Source organism: Bacillus sonorensis NBRC 101234 = KCTC 13918, assembly GCF_001592005.1.
Lineage (GTDB): Bacteria > Bacillota > Bacilli > Bacillales > Bacillaceae > Bacillus > Bacillus sonorensis.
Map to the genome: position 1 here is coordinate 61,267 of NZ_BCVZ01000008.1, position 25,549 is coordinate 86,815.

The following is a 25,549-nucleotide window of genomic DNA, read 5'->3' on the forward strand; positions in this document are numbered from 1 at the left end:
GGGGCTTTAGTTTAATAACGATCTTCCACAATCGGGCGCGATTATTGAACAAGAACTAAAGGAGTTATACATATTAGTCATGTAAAATATGTATAACTCCTTATTTTTTATGACTTTTTTTGATTTAGGGCTTGATAAATAACGAAATTTCTCGTATAAAAATACACAATTAGATGACCGGGTGTATTGCTGAAACATACACCCGGTCATCTTTATGCAGCCTTTTCATTTACTGCTCTGAATGTGCAGGAATTCTTCAAGAAAGCGGTCAACTTCCCCTGCCTGCCCTGCAAGTAAAAACGATCGAAAAGAGTTAATCCTATTTAATTTGAATCCACTTCACTTTTTTGATCTGTTTTGCTTGGAACAGGATCAAAGCCTCCCGGATGAAGAGGATGGCATTTCAGTAATCGTTTGATGAGCAGATAACTGCCTTTGATAAACCCAAACCTTTGAATCGCTTCAAGCCCATAGTTGGAGCATGTTGGATAAAATCTGCAAGTTGGCGGGAAAAGAGGTGATATCGCCTTTTGATAGAATCGAATGAATACGATCGCTGCCCGTTTCATGATTCCTCCCGAAGAAATTTTGCTATATCCTTTGCAAAATATGTAACAATAAGATCTGCACCGGCCCTCTTCATCGCAAGCATGCTTTCCAACACTGTATTTTTTTCATCAATCCAGCCGTTTTGCGATGCTGCTTTTATTTGGGCATATTCACCGCTTACTTGATATGAAACCAGCGGAATCCGGAGAGAATTTCGCATATCCCTGATGATGTCTAAATAAGGCAAACCAGGTTTAATGATCATAAAATCCGCTCCCTCTTCAATATCGGACTGAGCCTCACGAAAAGCCTCCAAGCGGTTTGCCGGATCCATCTGATAGGTCCGGCGGTCACCGAAAGCGGGCGAATTATCCGTGGCATCGCGAAATGGCCCATAATAGCTTGAAGCATATTTAATACCGTACGACATGATTGGTATATCTTTATAACCCGATTCATCCAGCGCATGTCGTATATGCGTCACAAATCCATCCATCATGCTCGAGGGCGCCAGAATATCGGCACCTGCCTCAGCCTGAGATACGGCGACTTTTACATGTATATCTAAAGACACGTCATTATCGATCCTGCCGTTTACAGGTATGCCGCAATGGCCTTCTGTTTGATAGTGACATATACATGTGTCTGTAATGATGACCAAATCAGAACCTAAAGCCTTGATTTGCCTAACCGCTCGTTGAACAATTCCATCTGACGCATAAGCAGACGTTGCCAGATCATCTTTCCAATTTGGAATTCCGAAGAGAAGAATCGCTTTAATCCCGAGTGTCCTTACTTCATGAATTTCCTCTTCCAATAAATCCAATGTCAGTTGATAAACTCCTGGCATGGAAGGAACTTCTGTTTTTAACCCTCTCCCCTCTTGCACAAACAGAGGATATATGAAATCGTTAGCGGAAAGCCGATTTTCTCTTACCAAATCCCGGATACCCGGCGTTGAGCGCAGTCTGCGATGCCGTGAGAATGCGAATGATTGATTCAATGTTATTGCACCACTTTTCTACATGAGTTATTATCAAATCGTAAATATTACGATTTACTTTATTGAATTATAGACAATCACATCTATAATTTCAATGTTAGTAGACTCCAGTTCTTAACACTGCCTGGTTGCCTCATGCGATAGTCGTATAGAGTGAGAAAATTCCAGCCGTTGACGTTTTCCAAAGAATGCTCTACAATGAGATCGTATCTTTAACTTATCAGGAGGATTATTAAAAAATGACACACTCAATGAGACTTCGTTTCCCAACTTTGAACCAGTAATTAAATACGTTCAAAGGCTCTGTTTGTGTATGCAGAGTAAACGGGATCAGTCTGTCCTTTTTTAATAATCTTCATTTTGCATATAAAATTTGTAACTTGTAGAAAGGCGGATCGTTCTGCCTTTCTTTTTTGTTTAATCCTTTTTTTCCAACGGTTGAGAAAGGATTATTTGGTTATGAAAACACCGCGGATTCATCCTTAAAGGATGGCTCTTCCCTTTACTCTGAATCACAGGCAGACCGCCTGTGATTTTTTATGATGAGAGGAAGAGGAAACGTGAAGAAAAAAAATCTTAAGTACAGAGGAAAAAAGTTGAGCCGCGGGGAATCTCCGAATTTTTCCGGACAGCATTTGATGCATAATAAAAAATTAATTGAAGAAATTGTGAATCGGGCGAATATTGGCATAGACGATACAGTTTTAGAGTTAGGGGCTGGAAAAGGTGCTTTGACAACTGTGCTAAGTCAAAAAGCCGGTAAGGTATTGGCAGTGGAAAACGATTCTAAATTCGTTGATATACTCACACGTAAAACAGCACAGCATTCAAATACGAAAATTATTCATCAAGATATCATGAAGATTCATTTACCAAAAGAAAAGTTTGTGGTGGTCTCTAATATTCCCTATGCCATCACACCCCCCATCATGAAAATGCTCTTGAACAATCCTGCAAGCGGATTTCAAAAAGGGATCATCGTAATGGAAAAAGGGGCTGCTAAACGTTTCACATCAAAATTCATTAAAAATTCCTATGTTTTAGCTTGGAGAATGTGGTTTGATATTGGCATTGTCAGAGAAATATCGAAAGAGGATTTTTCTCCCCCTCCAAAAGTGGACTCGGCAATGGTCAGAATAACACGAAAAAAAGACGCGCCTATATCACATAAACATTATATTGCGTTTCTAGGGCTTGCCGAATACGCGCTAAAGGAACCGCAAACCCCTCTCTGTGTTGCTTTACGCGGGATTTTTACTCCGCCTCAAATAAAGCACTTAAGAAAAAGCCTAAAAATCAACAATGAAAAAACGGTTGGAACTCTTACCGAAAACCAATGGGCGGTTATTTTTAACACGATGACTCAATACGTGATGCACCACAAATGGCCAAGAGCAAATAAGCGAAAACCCGGTAAAATATAAAGCAAAAAGCTGCTGACGTCTTGTCAGCAGCTTAAGCTTTTCCTGAGGGATTCAGATGTCCCTGTCAACATTTCTTTTGCCCGCTTACAGCTTTCCAGTTAAAAACTGCGCCTCGCCGAGGCCGAAACTCCAATCGGCATCTCCATTTTCCGTGATGGACACCATGACATCTTCAGGTGAAATACCGCATTTCGCTTCAAGCCTTTCAGCAAGTAAAGCGTACAATTTCTCTTTTTGGCTTTCTGTTCTTGTTTTACTGGTGATGCTGATCACAACCAGATCCTTTGATCTATTCAATCCCAAGCCTGTATCTTGGATGATGAGCTCATTCGCGGGATGCTGATGGACAATTTGATAGCGGTCTTTCTCCGGAACGTTAAACGCTTCTACCATCGCATCGTGTGCGGTATCTAACAATTTTTTTAATGCTTGTTCATCGCGGCCTTCTATTATATCGAAACGTAATAATGGCATTTGTTTATCCCCTTTTTGATCATTTTAAATTTCGTTAGCGAAATAACAAGAAATGATGTCTGCTAACTTGATAAAAACATAACACATAACCAAAATATATTCAACAATTGGCCATCTCTTCATCTGGTTTATCAGAATAGAAGATACAAGGTCTGAATCATTAAAAATCAGCTTGCACCCACTCCTTAGGAGATTAGTATATAAACAACATTTTATCAAAATGTGACAACAATGTGATTATCAATACCCTATTTATTTCTTAAAGAAAGTACAAGCTTCCTCAACCCGAATATGATTAAAGCAGCAACAATAATTAAAGGTATAAACCCAATCAGGCTAAAACTTGTAAGCATGATAAGCTCCTTTCTTCATATATCTATTTAGTCCCTGCTCCAGTTTACGTTAACCACATTTTAAAAATATAATATAGATGTAAATGATATGTTAGGTTTGTTTACAAAAAATCACCATCCCAGTTAGCGGATGGTGATTTTCTATTATTCAAGATTGGCATGATTTCCATACATGTGATGAGTATTCAGCCCTTTTATTTCCATAATTCGCAATATGATAGCATCATAAAACAATAAAAGAGTCTGTTCAAAAAGCGATCCCATCGGTTGTATCGTCTGTTTATTGCCCGTCGTTTGATCTTTTGGTGAACCCGAGAGCTGCAGTATAAGATCAGATATTTCAGCGATTGGCGAATCTGGAGAGATGGTAACTGTTGCTACAGTGCCTCCGATATCTTTTGCCTTTTCTGCCATATGAAGCAAACTTTCTGTTTTCCCTGAACCTGTGCCCACGATAAGCAAGTCTTTTTCGGTAAATGCCGGTGTTACGGTTTCTCCTGTTACAAATGCATTGATACCCATGTGCATTAATCTCATAGCAAATGATTTCCCCATTAAACCAGAACGACCTGCACCGGTAACAAACACTTTTTCAGAAGAAATGATACTGGATATGAAGTTCTCTATTCCTTCCGCTTGAGTTTGAGACGTTGTATGATCAAGCTCTGCGATGATCGCTTTTAGATAATCATGGGTCTTCATGATTGCTGGATCATCTGCTTCATTTTTGCGGCTGCTGCAGCTTTATCATCTTGATTTGCAATACCGCCCCCAACAATAATCAAATCGGGCTTTAATTTAACGACTTCGGGCAATGTGTCCAATTTAATTCCGCCTGCAATAGCCGTTTTAGCGTTTTTTACTACATTCTTAATGGTCATTAAGTCTTCAAATGAATTTTGGCCAATGGCTTGAAGATCATAACCCGTATGCACACAAATATAATCGACACCAAGTTCATCCAATTCCGTAGCGCGTGATTTGATGTCTTTAATCCCGATCATATCCACCAGGATTTTTTTCCCTTGAGCTTTTGCCTCTTCTACAGCGCCTTTAATAGACATGTCTTCAGCAGCTCCTAAAATGGTGATGATATCGGCTCCTGCCTCTGAGGCTTTCATTACTTCATACCCGGCCGCATCCATAATTTTAAGGTCTGCCAGCACTTTTAAATTCGGGAAAGCATCTTTCATCTCTTTTACTGCACAGAGGCCTTCATTTATCACAACCGGCGTACCGATTTCTACAATGTCAATGTATTCTTCTACTTCTTTTACCACCTTGATGGCTTCCGGTATATTTACTAAATCTAATGCTAACTGTAATTCCACTTAAAGTCACCCCTGTTAAATTAAGAATTCCGCGGATTATTCTCTTGATATTTCGTTACACCAAAAGTATAACAAGGGGAAAATGCCTTTAATAGTACGCACTTTTTTTTTACATACTATACTTTTCCTCATATGGTATAGAAAAAGATACTGTCTCCAAAACAGTATCTCAAAGTCAATCATTCTATTTATCATCTTTTGAAAAATTGGTTTCTATATAATTTTTACCCCACTCATACATCGCCTCTAATATAGGCATTAAACTTTCTCCTTGTTTTGTAAGGGAATATTCAACTTTGGGAGGAACAACCGGATATACTTCCCTATGTACAATATGATCTTCTTCTAATTCACGGAGCTGATTCACCAGCATTCTTTGCGTAATGCCGGGCATCAGGGCTTTTAATTCTCCGAACCTTTTCGTGCCTTCTTTTCCCAAAAACCATAAAATCAGCATTTTCCACTTTCCTCCGATAATGTTGAGCGTCAACTCCTTTTCACAATTAAATGTTTTATTTTCCATTCGTGACATATGAATTCACTCCTTATCTAATTGACTAAAATATAAATAATCAATTACATCATTGTAAAAGAACTTTGTTTCATTAATCAATCATCGTACTTTTACAACTTCCCTTCTTTACCATCTTATCATGCGGATTTGCCCCATCATGACATTGTCACTTATGCTTGATCAATCAATTCGAGTTAAGGAAACATGACAAGTGTCATGTATGAAGCATGATGTGTGCTACTACAAAGACATCTCTCTGTGGCGTAAACTTAACTTAAGACCCATTTATGAGAGGATAACTTTACTATGACTGAACAAACCATCGCACATAAACAAAAACAGTTGACAAAACAGGTTGCTGCGTTTGCCCAGCCTGATACCAAAAACAGTCTGATTCAGCTCTTCAATACGTTTATTCCTTTTTTCGGACTGTGGTTTCTTGCCTATTTCAGCCTCAATGTCTCCTATCTCCTTACTTTAGGAATAACGGTGATTGCCGCAGGGTTTTTGACGAGAATTTTCATTATTTTTCACGACTGCTGCCATCAATCTTTTTTCAAACAAAAGCGCTTTAACCATATTCTCGGTTTTCTGACAGGCGTTCTGACTTTATTCCCTTACCTGCAATGGCAGCACAGCCATTCGATTCATCACGCGACTAGCAGCAACCTGGATAAACGCGGAACGGGCGACATCTGGCTGTTAACGGTAAACGAATATAAAGCCGCATCTAGACGCACTAAGCTTGCATACAGACTTTATAGAAATCCGTTTATCATGTTTATTCTCGGCCCGATTTATGTTTTTCTGATCACAAACCGTTTTAACAAAAAAGGCGCAAGACGGAAGGAGCGTGTGAACACATACCTCACCAACCTTGTAATCGCGGCATTGGCTGCTGTCTGCTGCCTAATCTTTGACTGGCAATCGTTTTTGCTTGTACAGGGTCCGATCTTTCTGATCTCCGGTTCAATCGGCGTTTGGCTGTTTTATGTTCAGCATACATTTGAAGATTCTTATTTTGAAGCGGATGAAAACTGGAGCTACGTGCAGGCCGCAGTGGAAGGAAGTTCATTTTATAAACTCCCGAAACTGCTTCAATGGCTGACAGGCAATATCGGGTACCACCACGTTCACCATTTGAGTCCAAAGGTGCCTAACTATAAGCTTGAATTAGCTCATGAACAACACGAACCATTAAAAAACGTCCCGACCATCACCTTAAAAACAAGCCTGCAATCACTTGCATTCCGCCTTTGGGATGAAGAAAAAAAGAAATTTGTGACATTTCGGGATATCAAACAAATATCTGCCCACCTTCCGCCTGATTTAACAGAAAAACAGAAGCTGCGGAAGAACGCCTGACGATGAGGAGGTCTTCTTATATCAACAAGAAGACTTTCTTTTTGTTGTTCGATGATGCAATCCCGCTCCGGCAATGGTAAAGTTACTCTAAAGATGAAACGCTGAAAATGAGGTTATATCATGCTCAAAAAACATTTTACATTTCAAAAACTGAACGGGATCTCGCCGTATATATGGACGATATTTTTCATCCTTCCCTTCTACTTTATCATGCAATCATCATCTACACTTGTCATCGTCGTCGGCATCATTTTGACGCTTTTATTTTTTTCGATATACAGATTTGCTTTTGTCTCAAAAGGCTGGACCGTTTATTTGTGGGCGTTTACTTTAATCGGCATTTCAACCGCCTCGATTATGCTGTTTAGTTATATTTATTTTGCTTTTTTTATCGCATATTTTATAGGAAACATTAGAGAACGCGTTCCTTTTCACATTTTATATTACGTTCATTTAATAAGCGCAGCCCTCGCAGCGAATTTCAGTCTCGTATTAAAAAAAGAATTTTTTCTGACACAAATTCCTTTTGTGGTCATTACGCTCATCAGCGCGATTTTATTGCCGTTCAGTATCAGAAGCCGTAAAGAGCGCGAACGGCTGGAAGAAAAACTCGAGTATGCAAATGAACGGATTGCCAATTTGGTGAAATTGGAAGAACGGCAGCGGATTGCCCGCGACCTCCACGATACACTTGGACAAAAGCTGTCTCTTATCGGTTTAAAAAGCGATTTGGCGAGAAAATTAATTTATAAAGATCCCGATCAAGCAGCGCGTGAGTTGAAAAGCGTTCAGCAAACTGCGAGAACTTCTTTAAATGAAGTAAGAAAAATCGTATCCTCCATGAAAGGCATCCGGCTCAAGGATGAAATCATAAACATCAAACAAATTCTCGAAGCAGCTGACATTGCGTTTATCTATGAAGAAGAAAAATTGCCGGAAAATATCTCATTGCTTAATGAAAACATTTTGAGCATGTGCTTAAAGGAAGCTGTTACAAATGTCGTTAAACACAGTCAGGCTAAAACCTGCCGTGTTGACATTCAGCAGCTTTGGAAGGAAGTTGTCATTACAGTGACTGACGATGGAACGTTTCAAGGTGAAGAAAAGTACTTTTCAAAAGGACATGGCTTGCTCGGTATGAGAGAACGGCTTGAATTTGCAAACGGGAGCCTTCACATCGATACCAAAAACGGCACCAGACTTACCATGACAATCCCTAATAACTCAAAATAAACAAAAAGGATGGCTTACATGATTAGAATATTTATTGCGGAAGATCAGCAGATGCTCTTGGGCGCTTTAGGATCGCTTCTGAATTTAGAAGATGATATGGAAGTCGTCGGCAAAGGAACAACCGGACAGGATGCCGTTGATTTTACAAAAAAACATCAGCCTGATGTATGCATTATGGATATTGAAATGCCGGGAAAGACGGGGCTTGAAGCTGCTGAGGAATTAAAGGATACAGGCTGTAACATCATCATCTTAACCACTTTTGCCCGCCCTGGCTACTTTCAGCGAGCCATTAAAGCCGGCGTTAAAGGCTATTTGTTAAAGGACAGCCCGAGCGAAGAGCTCGCAAGCGCCATCCGCAGTGTCATGAACGGAAAGCGCATCTACGCACCTGAGTTGATGGAGGATATGTACAGCGAGGCCAACCCTCTCACAGATAGAGAAAAAGAAGTGCTCGAACTTGTGGCTGACGGAAAAAACACAAAAGAAATCGCCCAGGAACTCAGCATCAAAAGCGGGACTGTGCGAAATTATATCTCAATGATTCTTGAAAAGCTTGAAGTGAAAAATCGAATAGAAGCCATTACCCGTTCAAAGGAAAAAGGCTGGTTTAAATAAAAAAGGGGCCGGATCTGCATTCTGGCCTCTTTCTTCTTCGTTTGTTTTTTAATCGGCTTACCCTTCCCCCCTATTTATGAATAAGGGCTCTGACAAAATGAATGATTTCACTCTTGTTCGATCCAAAGTTCGACATATTCGAAAGCATGCTCAATGCTTAAATCTCTGATTGATATTGAAAATAGCGTACATCTAAATGGATCAATTCTTGAAAAGTCCCCTGAAAAAGTTTGATCATTTCCGTGACCTTTATTCTATTAAATTATTTTATTTGCTTAAAGCCTGATTATACGAATCGGTAAATTAAAGCTTTTACTCTCTGTGTTTGCTCGTTTCATGATTTCCCGGACTATCGAGTCTTTGGCATCTGCATAGTGTTGAACGTGTCGCCATTTACGCTTGGCCAAGTCACATTTGACGCGTGCGTAGTTATCCCGGTCGGAATTGTTGTTCCGTAGCCAATCACGGAAGCGTAACATGCGATCAATCTCAGACGCCCCCATACTGAATACGTGCAGATTGATGTCTGTATCGGGTCCCTTAAACATGAGGTGTTCAAATCACTCTGGTTTTCGAATACGCAGCGTGTAACCCGGCTTCCTCTAAGTATAATGACTTACAGCACATTTCTTTGAGACCTAAAACTGCAATTAAATATCCTTGAAAAATACGGATGTGACAAAATCTATAGAGAACAGACAAGTTCAGCAAAAAACCGCTCGGAACTAGAACATTTATTCCATACCCTTCGCAGCGGAGATCAAGTAATTGTTTACAAGCTGTGATCGCTGACTCAACCCGGCATTTAATTGACTTGGTTCAGATGATGCAGCAAAAAAATGTTGATTTTATCTCATTCATTGATCAGGTAGATACTTCAACCGACAAAGGAAAAATATTTTTTAAACTAATGGAGAAGGTTGGGGATTTCCAGCATGATGTATTAAGTGAAAGTACCAAAACAGGGATCTACGAAGCAAAACTGAAGGGAAAGACCGGGGGCAGGCCGAGAAAACCGGATCATAATGTCAGACGTGCCTTGGACATGTATCAAAGCAAAAAATACAGCATTGCCCAAATTACTGCAGAGACAGGAATCAGCAAAACAACGTTATATCGTTATTTGGAGGATAGGATGGATGATGATAAAGCATAAAAAGAACAGGGCCCTGAACAGTTCTTGTTCTCTGCTTGTCGATTAGCCGTAAAAAACGGCTTCATCGACAAGCTTTTTTGTTAAAAATAAAGCAAGGAAGAAGCAATCGTTGACTTTTTCCATATAACACCCTAATATTAATATTATATTTTGAACTTTTCAGGAGGATTATTAAAAAATGACACACTCGATGAGACTTCGTTTCCCAACTTTGAACCAGTAATTCAATACGTTCAAAGGCTCTGTTTGTGTATACAGAGTAAACGGGATCAGTCTGTCCTTTTTTAATAATCTTCATTTTTGCATAGAAAGAGTATGCAACTTGTAGAAAGGCGGATCGTTCTGCCTTTCTTTTTTTATTTGATCATTTACCTTTCACGGCTAAGGAAGGTTTATTTGGTTATGGAAAATACCCCGGGTATTCCTTAAGGATGGACCTTCTTCCCTTTACTCTGAATCACAGGCAGATCCGCCTGCCGCCTGTGATTTTTTATTTTGGGAGGAAGAGAAAACATGGCGAAAAAAGTTTATAAGTGCCGTGGAAAAAAGTTAAGCTGCGGGGAATCCCCCAATTTTTCCGGGCAACATTTGATGTATAATAAAAAGTTGATTCGTGAAATTGTGTATCAAGCAAATATAGATATTAAAGATACGGTTTTAGAGTTAGGAGCTGGAAAAGGTGCTTTGACAACCGCGTTAAGTCAAAAAGCTGGAAAGGTATTGGCAGTAGAAAACGATTCTACATTTGTTGAGATACTCAAACGTAAAACAGCACAGAATTCAAATACTAAAATTATTCATCAAGATATTATGAAAATTCATTTACCAAACGAAAAATTTGTTGTTATCTCTAATATTCCTTATGCCATAACAACCCCCATAATGAAAATGCTCTTAAACAATCCTGCAAGCGGATTTCAAAAAGGGATCATCGTAATGGAAAAAGGGGCTGCAAAACGATTCACATCAAAATTTATTAAAAACTCCTATGTTTTAGCTTGGAGAATGTGGTTTGATATTAGCATTGTCAGAGAAATATCGAAAGATAATTTTTCTCCCCCTCCAAAAGTGGATTCGGCAATGGTCAGAATTACACGGAAAAAAGAAGCTCCTATATCACATAAACATTACATTACTTTTTTTGGGCTTGCCGAATATGCGCTAAAGAAGCCGCAAGCCCCCTTCGATTTTGCTTTGCGAGGGATTTTTACTCCGCTTCAAATGAAGCATTTAAGAAAAAATCTAAAAATCAACAATGAAAAACCTATTGGAACACTCAACGAAAACCAATGGGCGGTCATTTTTAAAACAATGACCCAACATGTTATGCGTCACAACTGGCCAAGAGCAAAGAAGGGGAAGCGAAAGCGGGCAAAGGGGAAGTGAGCGGGAAAGGCCTGATCTCACATTCGGCCTATAGAGATCGCGCACATTTACAAATGACAGAGAAAAAATCAACTGATTACCTCTCCTTTAAAGTTCAACAGGCTGAATAAATTCGAAATGGAAGGCTCCATCGGTTCATACGCCCTTAAACCCCGCCAAAATAACATGGCGGGGTTTAAGTGTATTCCGGCTGAAAGCGGCAAAGGGGCCGGTTTCTTTTCACTTGCTGCTTATTTGATGACGAAATTACCGTATTCTTTTGAATGAACTTGAATCGGTCCGTTTAGATTGTAGTTGTTTGATTTGACGATAGAGCGAAACACATCCACACGGGCAACCGATTCTCTCCACACATCTCGGGTGTCGGGATCTGCCGGATTCATCAGGTCATCATAGCGCACGTCCAAGAATTTATTTAACCATTTCTTCTCATCTATTCCGTCTTTAGGTGAGCCGCCCGCTTTTTTGTTCGTGCGTTTGATCAAGGAATAAAAGGAATCAGGATCATCACCGTCGCCATGCTGAATCACTGTATCGTACATCACAGCTCTTGCCAGTGCCGTTTTCAGTCCGGCAGTATCGGATCGTTTCATGGCAGGCTGATAATACAGCCTGTCATTTACCGCGTCTTGAGCAGCGCGGAAGTCCTTATCATTTCCAAGCGACTTCCAGGCGGAAGCAAACCCCTTGAGGTTGCTGATGTCGTCGCTTTCTTCTTTGGCCAGACGGCGCAGTTCAGGCAGGTATTTTTTCAGTTTGTTATTCGGGACTGCCTTTGTGTATACTTCCACTACTTCCAATGCATCCCCTGTAGCCGTTGTAAAACCTGCCCGTCCGCATGTATAGCCTCTTCCATCATCCAATGGTTCCACATATCCGTATTGGATTTCCGTTGTTCCGTTTTCAAAGATGCTGGTCAGCTGTTCCGCCCGGCGTTTTTGCTCCTTATTCAGTCCCGCCGCAAGAACCGTTTCGCTCATCATCAGGGTAAAAAACATGGTGAAAATAAGTGATGAAAACGCTGCCTTCTTCCAGCCACCTGCATTTTTCTTCAAACTGATTTTCATTTTATTACCCCTTTCAAAATATTGTCATTATGAACTCAGTATACATGAAGGGGCGCCCTATTGTTGAAAATACATCATTTTGTCAATATTTTGAATCTAAAATGAAGAAAAACCTGCCTTTTTCACAGGTTCTTGCAATCGGGTTGATGCTTTTTTCCATGTTTTTAGGTGCGGGAAATGTCATATTTGCTCCGATGTTAGGTCAACAGGCAGGAACAAATACCTGGATTGCAATGGGTGGATTTTTAATCACCGGGGTTGGGCTGGTTCTGCTGGCAATTATTGCTTTAACCCGTGCAGGAGGAACCGTCGAAAAACTTGCAGGAAGAGTACATCCGCTTTTTGCATCAATATTCGTATTCATGCTCTTCCTTATGCTTGGTCCTATTTACGTGATTCCGCGGACAACCTCTGTCTTATATGAAATCGCTATAAATCCGTTAATACAAACGAATACAAGTATTTATTTGTTTATTTTCTCTTTCGTATTTATTTTTTTAACCATTATTCTCTCGTGGAATACAACAAAGTTTGTAGACCGGCTAGGCAAGATTATCACGCCCATTTTTTCAACATTGTTAATCATTTTAATTGCAAAATCGATCATGACCCCCTTGGGGAATATTGGTGATCCTCAAAAGGAATATATGAGTGGAGTATTTTTAAAAGGAGTAACTGAAGGATATTATACAATGGATGTTCTCGCAGCTTTTGTTTTTGGAGGGATATTCATTAAAAGTATCAATTCCTTAGGTATTCGTTGTGAAAAGGAAGTGTCCAGGCTATTTATTAAGGCGGGGATGATTACAATTACTGGTTTAGTCGCTTTGCAAATCTCGATGGCATGGATAGGAGCTTCTAGTGTGGATGCGATTGGTTTTAAAGAAAATGGCGGCGAAGTGTTAGCGCAAAGCGCGATTACTCTATTTGGTCCGTTTGGAATCTACATGATTGGAACCGTTATTTTTTTAACGGGGATTACAACCAATGTTGCCTGTTTAGCAGCTGCATCTGAATATTTCGAAAGGGTTGTCCCTTCGGTCTCGTATAAGAAATGGCTGATCATATTTTCTATTATAGGTGTTGTAATTACAAACTTTGGCCTCAATACAATACTGACATTTACATTTCCAATCCTTTTATTACTCTATCCTATAGCGATTGCCTTGATTGTATTAATCTTCATAAATAATTTGTTTAACGGTCATAGATCAGTTTATATAGCAACCGTAATTGGTGTAGGATTTGCCGCAATCCCCGATGCCCTGAAGGAAGTGAACGTTTTAACAAAAGCAATCAATAGCATTTTTAGGTTTATCCCGTTATTTGAAAATGGAGCAGGATGGATTACTACAGGTTTAATTGGATTTTTAATAGGTTTACTGGCAGCTAAAGTTAGAAGAGAACCTGCCATTTTGATTAAGCCGGAACAAGAGATCAATAAAATGTAAGCAGCACTCCGGGTTTTGTATTTGAAGAAACACCAATCATAGGGTCTCCAAGGTGAATAGCCCGTGAAGGTTCAAGTTCATAAGCATTTTTTATTGGGGCAATTTATGCATTTAGACTACACAGAACTGAAACTAAATCTTTAAAAAGACTTGTTACATAAGCAAGTATAGCAAGTCTTTTATTTTACACTGATAAATGAAACTTCTTTCCTCTTCGCATCTCATTCATGAGGATACGGCATCGAGTTCGCACGGCATACTTCCCCGCCTGCTTTTCATCTGTTCCATGTTCTTTCTATTTACGGATTATCCGGGATATTAAATGCTGAATGAATTTTCTTATCAACAAAAAGCGTTCCGCAGCCTGAAATATCAGAGCCGGGAACGCCCTTTCGATTTGCGTTTTTTATTTGAATGTTTCTTTTTAGCTACCCGAACATCTTCTTCACAAGCTCGCGGTTGCGTTCTTTGAAAACCTCGTTATGCGATGACACCATCGCGCTTTTGTGCGCTTCGGGATCAATAAAGCGCTTGGCGCTGTTCACCGCGTTTGCCGCATCCTGAAACGCTCCGGCGATCAGGTGCAGCTTGCCTTCGTAATGCAGGATATCTCCCGCCGCATACAGCCCTGGCACGGAAGATTGGCAGTTGGCGGTACCCGCGATAAAATAGTCGTCAACCCGGGCAATATCCAGCCGGCTGTTCTCCAGCAGCGATATGTCACGTTCATATCCGTGGTTAATAATGACCTCATCCACAGGCAGCTCCATCACCTCACCGGTTTGAACGTTCGTGAGCTCGACCCGTTCGATCACTTCATGATCTTCCGAAGCGATCAGCTTGGTAATCTGTGTATGGAAGAAGCAGCTCGCCGAACTGTTCAGAAGCTGATCCACCTGGGCCTCATGCCCGCTGAGCGCTTCTTTGCGGTAAGCGAGGTAGACCTTCTTCGCGACAGGCTCGAGCTCGTTGGCCCAATCGACAGCCGAATTGCCGCCGCCTGATACAATGACCGTTTTATCTTTAAAATGCTGCAGTGACTTGACCGTATAATTCAGATTGGACACTTCAAATCGCTCTGCCCCTTCAATCTGAAGCTTTTGCGGATTGAGGATGCCGCCGCCCACGGCAACGATGACCGTCTTGGACAGATGCACCCCTGAGGCAGCCGTATGTAATTCAAACAGCCCTTCTTCATTGCGGGCAATCGATTCGACTTTCTCATTCAGCAGCACTTCAGGATCAAACGTTAACCCCTGCTGCACCATCTGTTCAATCAGCTTTGCTCCAGGAATCGGCGTTTGCCCTCCGACGTCCCAGATCATTTTTTCCGGATAAACGTGAACCTTTCCGCCGAGCATCGGCTGATATTCAATAATCTTTGTTTTCATTCCCCGCAGTCCGCTGTAAAAGGCGGAATATAATCCGGCCGGACCTCCGCCGATAACGGTTACATCAAACACTTCATTCCTGCACAAGGCTCTTCACTCCTAGTATATATAGTGCATGGCTTATTAAAAGTTCAATCTCCATGTTGTAAATGATTATCATTATCATCTAGTGTACTTTGACTTCTTCATTTTTACAATCAATTTTTGTGATAAATTTCATCTTTCGGTCATTTCCCAACTGAAGCATCCGCCGAATCATTAAAGCGGCCGACAATCAGCTGCACAACATCAATGTGCAAAGGATTAGCGGCCGCTGGCTCTCTCGATATTTGCGTTCGTTTAAACTTATCATTCATTTTTCATCTATATGACTCATAATGTTCAGCTACCTACGACGAGCAGGTTTTTCATCTCTCTTTTTTGATGAAAGAAAAATTGCAACGGCCTCTCTCTTCCATCGTTTCACAGATGTTGTTTTAAACTCTCCATTTTTTGTTCATCTAAAACCGACTTTTTCGCTATATCAAGGCTTTCATCATCATCCTTGAGCAATTCTGCGTGTTTGGGTAACCATCATGGCTATCCACTCGATACTTCCTCTATCCAGCAGCATATCAAACTTCTTGTTTTTCCTCTTACATGTTGATTCACGGTGCATCAACTCAGGATATTTTCTATAAAAGGCAGCTTCCTTACCGTACCAGCGTTTTTTCTAACTCCCAGACAAATATATACCAAGGGCCGAAGGCTGCCTCCATCTAGCAGGAGTGGGGATCTGTTTGCTCATAAATTAGTACGCTGTTTCATTAGCGCCTTAATATCTGATCATATCATAGGATTTGTTCAAACATTTTGATCGTTTCTTCTTTGGTTGGCATAAACGGATTTCCCGGTGCGCATGCGTCCAGTAAACTGTTTTCCGCCAGTTTATCCAAATCAACATCTGTCAATCCAATTTCAGACAGTGTTTTAGGGATACCGACTTCCTCCGATAAGCGTTCAATTTGCATAATAACATATTCCGCACACTCCTCATCGCTAAGCGCCTTCACGTCCGCTCCAATTGTTTTGGCTATTTTCCGAAATTTATGCGGAACATATTTGGCATTCTCTCTTTCGACGATCGGCAAAAGCATTGCATTGCAGACGCCATGCGGCATGTTATATACTCCGCCCAACTGGTGAGCCATAGAATGGACAAAGCCCAATCCTGCGTTATTAAACGCCAGTCCAGCAAGGAAAATAGCATGCACCATCTGCTCACGCGCTTCTATGTCCTGACCGTTCTTTACGGCGCGGGGCAGATATTCGAAAATCAGCTCAACGGCTCCTAGTGCCAGTGTTTCGGTTACCGCATAACTGCCGGGTGTAACAATCGATTCAATCGCATGGGTAAGCGCGTCCATTCCCGTCGCCGCAGTCAGCTCTTTTGGCTTATTGACCATAAGGGCTGGATCATTAACCGACAACTGTACCAAGCTGTTTTTGTCGACCATAACCATCTTAACCTGCCGCTCTTCATCTGTAATTACATAATTAATCGTTAGTTCACTTGAAGTGCCGGCAGTCGTATTAACCGCGATAACCGGAAACGAACGGTGGACTGATTTATGCAGCCCTTCATAATCGCAGATATGCCCCCCGTTTGTTTTGATAATCCCGATCGCTTTCGCACAGTCCTGGGGAGAACCGCCGCCAATCGACAAAATAACGTCACTGGCCGACTTATTGAGCATTTCAAGACCGCGATGCACGATAGCGCTTGTCGGGTTCGGCTCTACTTCATCAAACAGGCTATAAGAGACATTGATGCCATCCAGAACATCCAGCACCTTTTGCGCAATTCCCGTTTTCACCAAAACTTTATCCGTAACGACAAATGCTTTTTTATACCCAGCTGCCTGGACGAAATTTCCCATTTCTTGAAGACATCCTTGACCTATTAAATTAACGGATGGAACATAGAATGTTCTACTTGTAGTCATTTTTATCCGCCTTTCTAGTTTGTTATTGACTTATAGCTATTTAAAACCATAAATCGCAATTGACAAACAGTACGTCTTTTCTAGTTATTTCAAAATAGCAAAGTATTAGAGAAAAAGCTTTAGTCTTGACACCAACCGCACAGCGCCGGCCGTTTTGGCTTTGTCTAAACATGGGGGAAAACATCTCGATGAATGATGTCGGTGACATTTTGAAATAAGAACGCCAGATTTCAAACGAATACAATCCTACGGCAACCTGGTTTATCTATCTATAAGCACTACAGCTTGAACCCTATGAACTTATCAGAGCAGTATTTGTTCAGTTTTCGATACCGGCAGCATCCATTCCATAGCGTTCCTGTTGAATGTTCTTCAACGATTTTCCACGTGTTTCAGGAGCCATAAGCACCCCGATGATGAAATGCAAAACCAGAAAACCAATCATAATCAGTCCGGAAGTTTTGAAGCCTAGCTGCGAAATCATAACCGGAACGACGAGAGAAATCAGACCCACGCCGATGCGGACGAGGAAAAACATGAAGCCTTGCGCTTTGGCGCGATAGCGGGTATGAAATAATTCACTAGACCACAAACCGTAAAAAGCTTGCGCTCCGAAGCCGGCTGCCACCCCCCAAAGGAAGACAAACAGCCAAAGTTCTGTTATGCCCATGCCGCCGAATACAAGTACAGCCCAGGCTGCCACCCCCATGATCGCTCCAATTGAGAACAGAAGCTTCCGGTTTACCTTGTCACCCAGCTTTATAAAAATAATGTATGTCGACAGCACCGTAAATATCCAGAGAGTTCCCTGCAGCAAGTTGGCCTGTGCGGCTGAAAGTCCGCCGACGGTTTCATAAATAAACGGCATGAAATATCCCATTGTTCCTGCTACAAGGTTCCAGAAAAAATAAATTCCCACAAGCAAAACGAGCGCTTTCAAGTTTGCTTTAACCGTAAACAGCTCTTTAATGCCGCTTGACTCCACATTGCCTTTTAATTTGCCTGCTTGTTCACGCGCTTTTTCTTCTGACCATATCTTGGACTCGTTGATTTGCTGTTGCATGATCCAGGTAATTAAAGCGATTACAAATAGTAACAAGAAAATGATGCGGCTGCCCAGCAGATTGAGCGGAGCAAGAAACACAGACAGAAACAGAGCAATCGCCGGTCCTACTGACCATGCCAATTGTCCCCATCCTACGCGTGCTGCCCTTTCACCGTCCGGAGCTTCCTCTGCAATATAAGTCCATGCCGCCGGAATACCCGCACCAACGGCAATACCCGTAATGACATAACCAATTAAAAGCATTGGGAAATTAAATGAACATGCAATAAGCAGAACACCCAGCATATAGACAATCAGATCATACTTGTAAATGAATTTCCGGCCGTATTTGTCTACCAGCGCCCCGCCGATCAATGCTCCGACTGCCGCACCAAATCCGTTGGCGCTGAGAGCTCCAAGGAGGCCTACTTTATAATCGGACAAGTGCAAATAATTGACCCATAGCGACAGTCCGCCAGCTCCAGCAACGATCGAACCGGCTTCCAAAAAATTCGACATAGCGACAGTGATCGTCGATTTCAAACTGCCTTTCGATGATTCGGACATGATTCTTTCCCCTTTCAGGAATAATTGTTATTCGCTAGAGATGTGTTCCCGAAACGAAGCGGGAACACGGAAAATAAATTACCGCAAATAAAATACCTGTTTTAAATCTGTCGAAACCGGGCTGTTGTCCACATTCGTCTTCATTAACGGCGCCATGTAATCCCACCATTTACGGCAGATTGCCGTATCAGAGATTTGCATCCATTTGTCTTTGTCCTCAATTTCCAAGTAAGCAAACAGCTGACCGGACTGTTCGTCCAGAAAGATACTGTAGTTATGTGCGCCATGAGCCTTCAGTTCCTTCTTCATTTCAGGCCACAATTCATCATGACGCTTCGCATATTCATCATAATGTTCCGGAAAAAGATACATGATACTCGCTGTGCGGATCAAACGGCATTCCTCCTGTCAAAATGAATTAAACATTTAAAACTCCTGCGCGGGGCGTAACTTGAAATGCGTCCGCCAAGTCCTGAAGCTGGCGGTCTGTAATGGTTTGTTTAATACCGCCCTGGGAGCAAACGGCTGTATATACTTCAGCCCCTTTTTCAGCGGTCTCGATTAAGCCGAACGTATCATCCATTGTTGGCCCTGCCCCGAAGATGCCATGATGAGGCCATAGGACAATGCGCATATCGGCCATTTTCTCGGCAGTTGCCTTCCCGATCGAATCCGTACCAGGCACCATCCAAGGAATGACTCCGACACCTTCCGGAAACACCACAAGGCATTCCGTGCACATTCGCCACAACGTGCGTGTAAACTTTACTTCATCAAGATCATGCGTAAATGTCATCGCAATCAAATGGGTAGCATGACAATGAATAATTACGCGGTGAGTTGGGTCAACAGACAAACGCTTCGCATGGTTCATCAAGTGAGTCGGAAGCTCGCTTGTTGCCAGTCCGCCGTCTTCAAGGCCCCACAATAGTTCGTAAGCGCAGCCGTCTTTGGCAATACGGATGATTCCAACATTCAGGGCAGGCGTATCAATCACGTTTTTAAAGTACTTTCCTGACCCGGTTACGATAAAATAACGTCCTGCCAGAGCGGAAGCGTCAAATTTCATTGGAACAACCCGTCTCACGCTGTTTAGATCAAGATATGGAGCCAGTTCTTCTTCGCTCAGCAAATAACTGATGTTTCCCCCATTTCGTTCATCCCAACCCAAACGGTACAAGTTAGAGGTGGTTTTCGTCATTTCTTTCATAAATGGTGCAGTTAAAATATCCAGCAGCATAACCCTAAATCCCCCTTCAAATCGCTCTCTGTTTCAATACGCTTTCTTCATACCGTTTAACTTCCTGTAGCCATTGCCCACGCACTGGGACACCTTGCTGCTCGCAGAAGTAATCCCATACCGCGCCAAACGGATACATTTTCAATTCTTCACGCAGCGCGAGACGCGATGTATAATCACCCGCAAGCTCCATCTGCTTCAACTGATCGGCCGGTTCAAGCATAGAGCGCAGCAACGCTTTTTGCATGTTCCGTGTTCCGATAACCCATGCGGCAATCCGGTTAATACTTGCATCAAAAAAATCAAGGCCGATCGCCGTCTTGAACAGCAGATCATGTGTGATAAGTTCACGTGCGATTTCAAGCAGTTCGTCATCCAGCGTAACAACATGGTCGCTGTCCCAGCGTACAGGACGGCTCACATGCAGCAGCATCCCGCTAGCGAATAGAGACAAAGCAGAAAGTTTGTTGGATACGACCTCTGTTGGGTGGAAGTGTCCAGCATCCAGGCAAATCATCTTGTTGCGGGTTAAACCATATCCCATATAAAATTCATGCGAACCGACCACATAGCTTTCGGAACCGATCCCAAACAGCTTGCTTTCTACGGCATCCAGATTATAGCGTTCATCAATTTTTTCAGCGAACACTTCATCCAGTGCCGATTCAAGACGCTTCCGAGGCCCCAAACGGTCTACCGGGACATCCTTGAATCCGTCAGGAATCCAGACGTTTGTAATACATGTTTGCCCCGTTTCTTTTCCGAAGTATTCCCCTACTTTTCTGGCCCGCTTGCAGTGTTCAATCCAGAATGAACGAATGTCCGGATTTGGGTGGCTCAATGTAAACCCATCAGCCGATTTCGAATGTGAAAAACATGTTGGATTAAAGTCAAGCCCCAATCCCTGTTCTTTTGCCCAAGATACCCATTTTTCAAAATGACGGGGTTCGATTTCATGAAGATCAACTTTTTCTTCTGTATCCATGTAAATCGCATGCAGATTCAGCTTATGCTTTCCGGGAATAAGCGAGAATGCTTTTTCCAGATCCTGCCGCAGCTCTTCTGGAGTGGTCGCCGCCCCTGGATAGTTGCCTGTAACAGAGATCCCGCCGGTCAATTCTTGGTCTTGATTCATAAAACCGCGTACATCATCACCTTGCCAACAATGCATTGAGATTTTGACATCCGCTAACTTCTTGATCACTTCCTCTGTGTCAATTCCATGAGACGCATACAACTCTTTTGCCTGCTGATAGTTTTGATTAATCAACGTACTCATCATTTGTTACCTCCTTAAATTGTTTTATCAGTTTTTCGCGCTCCAGAGCCCGAGGCTCAAACTTGCTTATTTCAAATGAACTCCGGATGAGCCGTCTTGCTTCCTCGAGCGTTGCCACCTCGCCAGCCGCCATCATCTGCACCAGCACATTGCCTATCGCCGTTGCCTCTGCAGGTCCTGCATAGACGGTTTTTCCACTTACATCAGCGGTCAGCTGGTTTAGATAAGCGTTTTTTGCCCCGCCCCCGACAATATGAACGGTTTCAATGGATTTGCCTGTCAGCTCAGTAAGCTTGTTCAAAACAATGGCATAAATAATGGCCAGATTCGAGTAAACACATCCCGCAAGCTCACCCGCCGTTTCCGGAACCTTCTGATTTGTTCTGGCGCAGTATGCTTGTATCTCAGCGACCATATTGTGTGGATTCAAAAAGCGGTCTTCATTGAAATTAACAAATTGCTGAAATGGCTTTTCCTTTTTCGCTTCAGCAACGAATCTATCAAAATTGTAATCTTGCGGCAGTATTTTCCGGATTTCCTGCATCACCCACATACCGATGATATTTTTGAGAAAACGCGTCGTACCGTTCATTCCGGCTTCGTTCGTAAAAGCTTCCTTGAAAGCCGCTTCGGTTACAATGGGATATACCGATTCAATCCCGATCAAAGACCAGGTGCCACTGCTAAGGAAAGCCCAATTGTTTCCATCTCCGGGGGTTCCGACAACAGCCGATGCCGTATCGTGGGAAGCTACAGTATACACGTCGCAATCAGGAAGGTCGTAAGAAGGGAACAAGGTTGGATCCAACTTACCGATGAATGTGCCTGGCTCCACAATCTCAGGAAACTGATCCGGCTTTAAGCCGATAACCTTTAACAGTTCCTCGTCATATGTTTTTGTTTGCAAATTAAAGAGTTGCGTTGTCGAGGCGTTTGTTACCTCATTAACTGCTTTTCCGGTAAGCCGGTAATTCAGATAGTCGGGAATTAAGAGAATTTGCTTGGTTTGTGCAAGCTTATCTTTTTCTTCTTCATACAATTGATACAACGTGTTGAATTGAAGAAACTGGATGCCTGTCTTGCGGTAAATTTCTTCCTGCGAAATTCTGTTGAACACCTTTCCCATCGTTTCCGCCGTACGTGAATCCCGATAAGAAACGGCTTCTTGCAAGCGCTTTCCATCATCGCCAAGAAGGAGATAATCAACTGCCCACGTATCAATTCCTACCATACAACTGTTATGCCCACGAGATTTTACAATCGCCAGTCCTTTAATTGTCTCCGTCAACAAGTGGTCTATGTCCCAAACACATTTTCCATGGTGGTTGGTGAAGCCATTGGCGAACCTGTGAACCTCTTGCAGCTGCAGTTTTCCCTCCTCCATGCTGGAGAGTATGAGTCGTCCGCTGGAAGCACCTATATCAACAGAGACATATACATGATTCATTCCGCTCTCACCTTACCTTTCACATCTTGAGGAATGTGTATTGTAGCCTGCAAGTCTAGATTAATCCCAAAACAAAAATAAATCAACACTATTATTTTTGTTTTGTTTGTATTTTATGTGTATTTTTTATTAAACAAAGAAAAAAACAGAGTGATCCAGTCTAAAAGTCATAACCATGTCACTTTGATCTGATACTAAGTATGGGATGCTGTTTCGGCAGTCTCACACACACAACTCCCCTTTCCCTCTTCCATCCAGAAATATCCTCTATGGGTATTCCTCTTGTATTCGATTGCCTTTTTCTTAAGTGATGTAACAAAGAAATATTAAAGATTCATTTCGATGGAAAATAAGAGGAGTGAATGGAATCAAGTTTATTTAACTTAATAAGCAAGCAGTGTCAATGGTAGACTAAATGCAGAAGTCAACCGACCGAATTGCTTGCAATCATGACCGAACACGGGATTGGACTTCCACAATCAGTATTAAACAAAAGGTCTTGTTTGATTAACGACATCTTTAGTTAAGATGGGCGAACCTATATGAATAGATAATGATAGAATAGATGCACCGAATATAGCGGTAGAAGCTGGTTGTTGCCGCCTTAGTGTTCCTGACAGACATATCCGGCGTAATCGGCAAGTAAAATGTCGCCTTTTGCTAGTTACAGAGCGACATTGGATAGGTAAAGTTAAAACTGTCCCGTCAACATGGTGGAACGCACTCACAACAAAAAGCAAAAGGAGGGCTCATATGTATGACGTCTCATGCTCGTATTAAAATCCCGGCAGGATTTTGGACAGGCTTGCGCCAGTTAGGGATTGCCGCCCATGATGTGGTTCGAAAAGCACGGCTGCCGCTCACCATTATCACTGAACCAGTTGTCACCACCACCCAATATTTCGCGATCTGGCAGGCTTATTCAGATCTCATCGATGACACGGCCAAAGGAATCATCGAGCTTGTGACCGCCTTTGAAACAACACATTATCCGCCGGCCGTCTTAGCGACTTACCATGCTCGTGACTACCGCGACGCTCTAAAGAGAATGGCCCGGTACAAACAACTGTGCCCTCCCGAAAGCTTGCGCATCACCGAGGAAGGCGAGCACTGTACAATCGAACTGGAATGGTTGAATACCGAGCAAGCCGGTCCGCCGATGCTGGTTGGTATCACACTGGCATTTCTTCTGGAGCTTGGCCGCCGGGGCACAGGTCAACCTTTGACGGCGAGGCTCGTCGAATTTTCGCACTCAATGGGCGACGTACAGGCGCTTGAAGCTTACTTCGGCTGCCGTATCCGGATTGGTGCCAATTGTAACCGGTTGACGCTGCATCGAGGAGATCTGGACCGCCCCTTTGTCTCGTACAACGCAGAGCTGCTGGAGATTCTGACTCCCGCGCTGGACCAATCGCTGGATGAGCAGAAACACAGCCTCTCAATCACCGAGATGGTCAAATGGATCATGAAACGGAGCCTGACAGCAGGACGCCCCGACATTCAGACTGTCGCAAGCGAGTTGGGGATGAGCGATCGCACCTTACAGCGCCGGCTTACCGACGAAGGCACGAGTTTCAAGCACCTGTTGACACAAGTCCGGCATGAGCAGGCACGAGAGTACTTGGCAGACCCCTCGCTCGATATTAAAGAAGTGGCCTTTCTGATTGGATATGAAGACCAGAACTCATTCTACCGGGCCTTCCGCCTTTGGGAAGGCGATACTCCTTCAAATTGGCGCACTGAACATTTAGGTACAAACCCGATCAATTGACTTTGTCCTACAATAATTTGCCAACACTATATTTAAAGAAGGATAAATCATAATCAAAAGGAGAAATTGATGATGGATATGGGATTACGCAATAAAACAGCTTTAGTCACAGGATCAACGAAAGGCATAGGCAAAGCAATTGCCATTGAACTTGCCAAAGAAGGTGTCCATGTCCTGATTAATGGACGAAATAGTGAAGAGGTAGAACGCACTGTCAATGAAATAAAAGCGGATTTCCCTGCTACCTCTCCTCAAAATGCCGCAGCCGATATTGTGGATATGAAGCAGAGAGAAGCTTTATTTGAAAAATACCCTGCCATTGATATTTTAGTTAACAATATGGGTATTTATGAAATGATGAAATATGAAGACGTTGACGATGAAGTATGGGAAAAATACTTTCGCACTAATGTTCTTGCCGCAAACGGCTTGTCTAAATATTATTTACCTAAAATGCTGAAGAATAATGATGGCCGCATTATCTTTATCGCGAGTGAAGAAGCCATTATGCCTTCAGGACAAATGCCTCAGTATTGTATGACAAAATCAATGCTATTATCATTATCAAAAAGTTTATCTAAATTAACAAAAGGAACAGAAGTGACAGTCAATACGATCATGCCAGGACCGACACTCTCTGAAAATGTGCAGCAAATCATTGAGGGTTTGTATCCTAATGAAAAGATGACTTTTTCAGAAAAAGAGAAAGAATTTATGGCGGCAAACCTGCCCCAATCTGAAATACAGCGATTTATTAAGCCCTTTGAAATAGGCAGGCTGGCTGCATTTGTATGCAGTCCTTATGCATCCGCATTTAAAGGTTCTCCAATCCGTATGGATGGCGGAATGGTGCCGACTATTTTTTAATCAAGGGCTTTGGGTTTTCAGGCGATCCGTCAG

At 42.3% G+C, this 25,549-nt stretch carries 26 protein-coding genes and 1 pseudogene; 12 read left to right on the forward strand and 15 right to left on the reverse strand.

Annotated features, from left to right (window positions below; all coding sequences use genetic code 11):
• Nucleotides 1-323: 323 nt before the first annotated feature.
• Both yidD and hemB read right to left on the reverse strand, forming a co-directional pair.
• On the reverse strand, nt 324-569 hold the full coding sequence (gene yidD, locus BTR1S_RS11390; protein WP_029419307.1) for a membrane protein insertion efficiency factor YidD: 246 nt from the start codon (nt 567-569) through the stop codon (nt 324-326).
• Nucleotides 566-1,552, reverse strand: a complete 987-nt coding sequence (hemB, locus tag BTR1S_RS11395; RefSeq protein WP_029419306.1) for a porphobilinogen synthase — start codon at nt 1,550-1,552, stop codon at nt 566-568. Before hemB ends, yidD begins: the two co-directional genes overlap by 4 nt.
• A 239-nt stretch (nt 1,553-1,791) precedes the next feature.
• Here hemB and BTR1S_RS23575 point away from each other — a divergent pair, with 239 nt between their 5' ends.
• Both BTR1S_RS23575 and erm (BTR1S_RS11400) read left to right on the forward strand, forming a co-directional pair.
• Nucleotides 1,792-1,836 carry an erythromycin resistance leader peptide gene (locus tag BTR1S_RS23575; RefSeq protein ID WP_105980607.1) on the forward strand — a complete coding sequence of 15 codons (45 nt, stop codon included), beginning with the start codon at nt 1,792-1,794 and terminating at the stop codon, nt 1,834-1,836.
• Between the two features lie 276 nt (nt 1,837-2,112).
• Nucleotides 2,113-2,976: a 23S ribosomal RNA methyltransferase Erm gene (gene erm, locus BTR1S_RS11400; protein ID WP_029419305.1), complete on the forward strand. Its 864-nt coding sequence runs from the start codon at nt 2,113-2,115 to the stop codon at nt 2,974-2,976.
• Between the two features lie 84 nt (nt 2,977-3,060).
• Here the strand turns inward: erm (BTR1S_RS11400) and BTR1S_RS11405 are convergent, their stop codons facing one another.
• The 4 genes from BTR1S_RS11405 to BTR1S_RS11420 all read right to left on the reverse strand — a co-directional run bounded on the left by BTR1S_RS11405 (nt 3,061) and on the right by BTR1S_RS11420 (nt 5,666).
• Nucleotides 3,061-3,450 (reverse strand): tautomerase family protein, encoded by a 390-nt coding sequence (locus BTR1S_RS11405; protein ID WP_029419304.1) that lies wholly within the window; start codon nt 3,448-3,450, stop codon nt 3,061-3,063.
• A 497-nt stretch (nt 3,451-3,947) separates the two neighbouring features.
• Nucleotides 3,948-4,505 (reverse strand): 6-phospho-3-hexuloisomerase, encoded by a 558-nt coding sequence (hxlB, locus tag BTR1S_RS11410; protein ID WP_029419303.1) that lies wholly within the window; start codon nt 4,503-4,505, stop codon nt 3,948-3,950.
• Nucleotides 4,502-5,134 (reverse strand): 3-hexulose-6-phosphate synthase, encoded by a 633-nt coding sequence (hxlA, locus tag BTR1S_RS11415; protein ID WP_029419302.1) that lies wholly within the window; start codon nt 5,132-5,134, stop codon nt 4,502-4,504. Before hxlA ends, hxlB begins: the two co-directional genes overlap by 4 nt.
• 184 nt (nt 5,135-5,318) lie before the next feature.
• Nucleotides 5,319-5,666, reverse strand: coding sequence for a winged helix-turn-helix transcriptional regulator (locus tag BTR1S_RS11420; RefSeq protein WP_006637692.1), 348 nt, complete (start codon nt 5,664-5,666; stop codon nt 5,319-5,321).
• Nucleotides 5,667-5,954: 288 nt separating this feature from the next.
• Between BTR1S_RS11420 and desA the strand changes: the two genes are divergently transcribed.
• The 3 genes from desA (at nt 5,955) to desR (ending at nt 8,864) form a co-directional block, all read left to right on the forward strand.
• Nucleotides 5,955-7,013 carry a Delta(5) desaturase DesA gene (gene desA / locus BTR1S_RS11425; RefSeq protein ID WP_029419301.1) on the forward strand — a complete coding sequence of 353 codons (1,059 nt, stop codon included), beginning with the start codon at nt 5,955-5,957 and terminating at the stop codon, nt 7,011-7,013.
• Between the two features lie 120 nt (nt 7,014-7,133).
• Nucleotides 7,134-8,246: a two-component sensor histidine kinase DesK gene (desK, locus tag BTR1S_RS11430; RefSeq protein ID WP_029419300.1), complete on the forward strand. Its 1,113-nt coding sequence runs from the start codon at nt 7,134-7,136 to the stop codon at nt 8,244-8,246.
• An 18-nt stretch (nt 8,247-8,264) separates the two neighbouring features.
• Entirely contained in the window at nt 8,265-8,864 is a 600-nt protein-coding gene (desR, locus tag BTR1S_RS11435; RefSeq protein ID WP_006637695.1) for a two-component system response regulator DesR, read from the forward strand.
• Between the two features lie 275 nt (nt 8,865-9,139).
• Here desR and BTR1S_RS21945 read toward each other — a convergent pair.
• Nucleotides 9,140-9,457: pseudogene (locus BTR1S_RS21945) on the reverse strand (GrpB family protein); the annotation flags it as partial.
• 90 nt (nt 9,458-9,547) lie between these two features.
• Here BTR1S_RS21945 and BTR1S_RS23265 point away from each other — a divergent pair.
• The 4 genes from BTR1S_RS23265 to erm (BTR1S_RS11445) all read left to right on the forward strand — a co-directional run bounded on the left by BTR1S_RS23265 (nt 9,548) and on the right by erm (BTR1S_RS11445) (nt 11,406).
• Nucleotides 9,548-9,649, forward strand: coding sequence for a recombinase family protein (locus BTR1S_RS23265; protein ID WP_254726493.1), 102 nt, complete (start codon nt 9,548-9,550; stop codon nt 9,647-9,649).
• Between the two features lie 38 nt (nt 9,650-9,687).
• Nucleotides 9,688-10,020 (forward strand): helix-turn-helix domain-containing protein, encoded by a 333-nt coding sequence (locus tag BTR1S_RS11440; RefSeq protein ID WP_255265715.1) that lies wholly within the window; start codon nt 9,688-9,690, stop codon nt 10,018-10,020.
• Nucleotides 10,021-10,198: 178 nt separating this feature from the next.
• A complete protein-coding gene (locus BTR1S_RS23580; protein WP_105980607.1) occupies nt 10,199-10,243 on the forward strand; it encodes an erythromycin resistance leader peptide in 45 nt (14 codons plus the stop codon).
• Nucleotides 10,244-10,533: 290 nt separating this feature from the next.
• The gene (erm, locus tag BTR1S_RS11445; protein WP_029419299.1) at nt 10,534-11,406 is read left to right on the forward strand and encodes a 23S ribosomal RNA methyltransferase Erm; all 873 of its coding nucleotides are present in this window, start codon (nt 10,534-10,536) and stop codon (nt 11,404-11,406) included.
• Nucleotides 11,407-11,636: 230 nt separating this feature from the next.
• Here erm (BTR1S_RS11445) and csn read toward each other — a convergent pair whose 3' ends face one another.
• On the reverse strand, nt 11,637-12,473 hold the full coding sequence (csn, locus tag BTR1S_RS11450; RefSeq protein ID WP_006637697.1) for a chitosanase: 837 nt from the start codon (nt 12,471-12,473) through the stop codon (nt 11,637-11,639).
• Nucleotides 12,474-12,517: 44 nt separating this feature from the next.
• On the opposite strand from csn, the gene brnQ reads away from it, so the two are divergent.
• Nucleotides 12,518-13,924: a branched-chain amino acid transport system II carrier protein gene (gene brnQ / locus BTR1S_RS11455; protein WP_006637698.1), complete on the forward strand. Its 1,407-nt coding sequence runs from the start codon at nt 12,518-12,520 to the stop codon at nt 13,922-13,924.
• 428 nt (nt 13,925-14,352) lie between these two features.
• Here the strand turns inward: brnQ and BTR1S_RS11460 are convergent, their stop codons facing one another.
• The 7 genes from BTR1S_RS11460 to rhaB form a co-directional block, all read right to left on the reverse strand.
• Nucleotides 14,353-15,402, reverse strand: coding sequence for an NAD(P)/FAD-dependent oxidoreductase (locus tag BTR1S_RS11460; RefSeq protein WP_006637699.1), 1,050 nt, complete (start codon nt 15,400-15,402; stop codon nt 14,353-14,355).
• Nucleotides 15,403-16,145: 743 nt separating this feature from the next.
• Nucleotides 16,146-17,300, reverse strand: a complete 1,155-nt coding sequence (locus tag BTR1S_RS11465; protein ID WP_029419297.1) for an iron-containing alcohol dehydrogenase — start codon at nt 17,298-17,300, stop codon at nt 16,146-16,148.
• A gap of 319 nt (nt 17,301-17,619) precedes the next feature.
• Nucleotides 17,620-18,912: an MFS transporter gene (locus BTR1S_RS11470; protein WP_006637701.1), complete on the reverse strand. Its 1,293-nt coding sequence runs from the start codon at nt 18,910-18,912 to the stop codon at nt 17,620-17,622.
• A gap of 78 nt (nt 18,913-18,990) precedes the next feature.
• Nucleotides 18,991-19,305, reverse strand: a complete 315-nt coding sequence (rhaM, locus tag BTR1S_RS11475; protein ID WP_006637702.1) for an L-rhamnose mutarotase — start codon at nt 19,303-19,305, stop codon at nt 18,991-18,993.
• 25 nt (nt 19,306-19,330) lie between these two features.
• Nucleotides 19,331-20,152, reverse strand: a complete 822-nt coding sequence (gene rhaD / locus BTR1S_RS11480) for a rhamnulose-1-phosphate aldolase (protein WP_006637703.1) — start codon at nt 20,150-20,152, stop codon at nt 19,331-19,333.
• Between the two features lie 16 nt (nt 20,153-20,168).
• Nucleotides 20,169-21,431 carry an L-rhamnose isomerase gene (rhaA, locus tag BTR1S_RS11485; RefSeq protein ID WP_029419296.1) on the reverse strand — a complete coding sequence of 421 codons (1,263 nt, stop codon included), beginning with the start codon at nt 21,429-21,431 and terminating at the stop codon, nt 20,169-20,171.
• Entirely contained in the window at nt 21,415-22,878 is a 1,464-nt protein-coding gene (rhaB, locus tag BTR1S_RS11490) for a rhamnulokinase (RefSeq protein ID WP_029419295.1), read from the reverse strand. Before rhaB ends, rhaA begins: the two co-directional genes overlap by 17 nt.
• A gap of 757 nt (nt 22,879-23,635) precedes the next feature.
• Between rhaB and BTR1S_RS11495 the strand changes: the two genes are divergently transcribed.
• Together BTR1S_RS11495 and BTR1S_RS11500 are read left to right on the forward strand one after the other, a co-directional pair.
• Complete coding sequence (locus tag BTR1S_RS11495; RefSeq protein WP_029419294.1) at nt 23,636-24,649, forward strand: AraC family transcriptional regulator; 1,014 nt, start codon at nt 23,636-23,638, stop codon at nt 24,647-24,649.
• Nucleotides 24,650-24,721: 72 nt separating this feature from the next.
• Nucleotides 24,722-25,516 (forward strand): SDR family NAD(P)-dependent oxidoreductase, encoded by a 795-nt coding sequence (locus BTR1S_RS11500; RefSeq protein WP_029419293.1) that lies wholly within the window; start codon nt 24,722-24,724, stop codon nt 25,514-25,516.
• Nucleotides 25,517-25,549: the final 33 nt, after the last annotated feature.

Excerpts from the sequence above, each read along its gene's own strand:
- BTR1S_RS11470 (WP_006637701.1), bottom strand. The coding sequence starts at position 18,912 with ATGTCCGAATCATCGAAAGGCAGTTTGAAATCGACGATCACTGTCGCT.
- BTR1S_RS11405 (WP_029419304.1), bottom strand. The coding sequence starts at position 3,450 with ATGCCATTATTACGTTTCGATATAATAGAAGGCCGCGATGAACAAGCA.
- BTR1S_RS11440 (WP_255265715.1), top strand. The coding sequence starts at position 9,688 with ATGATGCAGCAAAAAAATGTTGATTTTATCTCATTCATTGATCAGGTA.
- BTR1S_RS11465 (WP_029419297.1), bottom strand. The coding sequence starts at position 17,300 with ATGACTACAAGTAGAACATTCTATGTTCCATCCGTTAATTTAATAGGT.
- desR (WP_006637695.1), top strand. The coding sequence starts at position 8,265 with ATGATTAGAATATTTATTGCGGAAGATCAGCAGATGCTCTTGGGCGCT.
- rhaA (WP_029419296.1), bottom strand. The coding sequence starts at position 21,431 with ATGAGTACGTTGATTAATCAAAACTATCAGCAGGCAAAAGAGTTGTAT.
- BTR1S_RS11495 (WP_029419294.1), top strand. The coding sequence starts at position 23,636 with ATGACGTCTCATGCTCGTATTAAAATCCCGGCAGGATTTTGGACAGGC.
- desK (WP_029419300.1), top strand. The coding sequence starts at position 7,134 with ATGCTCAAAAAACATTTTACATTTCAAAAACTGAACGGGATCTCGCCG.
- yidD (WP_029419307.1), bottom strand. The coding sequence starts at position 569 with ATGAAACGGGCAGCGATCGTATTCATTCGATTCTATCAAAAGGCGATA.
- desA (WP_029419301.1), top strand. The coding sequence starts at position 5,955 with ATGACTGAACAAACCATCGCACATAAACAAAAACAGTTGACAAAACAG.
- BTR1S_RS11420 (WP_006637692.1), bottom strand. The coding sequence starts at position 5,666 with ATGTCACGAATGGAAAATAAAACATTTAATTGTGAAAAGGAGTTGACG.
- csn (WP_006637697.1), bottom strand. The coding sequence starts at position 12,473 with ATGAAAATCAGTTTGAAGAAAAATGCAGGTGGCTGGAAGAAGGCAGCG.
- brnQ (WP_006637698.1), top strand. The coding sequence starts at position 12,518 with ATGAAGGGGCGCCCTATTGTTGAAAATACATCATTTTGTCAATATTTT.
- erm (WP_029419299.1), top strand. The coding sequence starts at position 10,534 with ATGGCGAAAAAAGTTTATAAGTGCCGTGGAAAAAAGTTAAGCTGCGGG.
- hxlB (WP_029419303.1), bottom strand. The coding sequence starts at position 4,505 with ATGAAGACCCATGATTATCTAAAAGCGATCATCGCAGAGCTTGATCAT.
- BTR1S_RS11500 (WP_029419293.1), top strand. The coding sequence starts at position 24,722 with ATGGATATGGGATTACGCAATAAAACAGCTTTAGTCACAGGATCAACG.
- rhaB (WP_029419295.1), bottom strand. The coding sequence starts at position 22,878 with ATGAATCATGTATATGTCTCTGTTGATATAGGTGCTTCCAGCGGACGA.
- rhaD (WP_006637703.1), bottom strand. The coding sequence starts at position 20,152 with ATGCTGCTGGATATTTTAACTGCACCATTTATGAAAGAAATGACGAAA.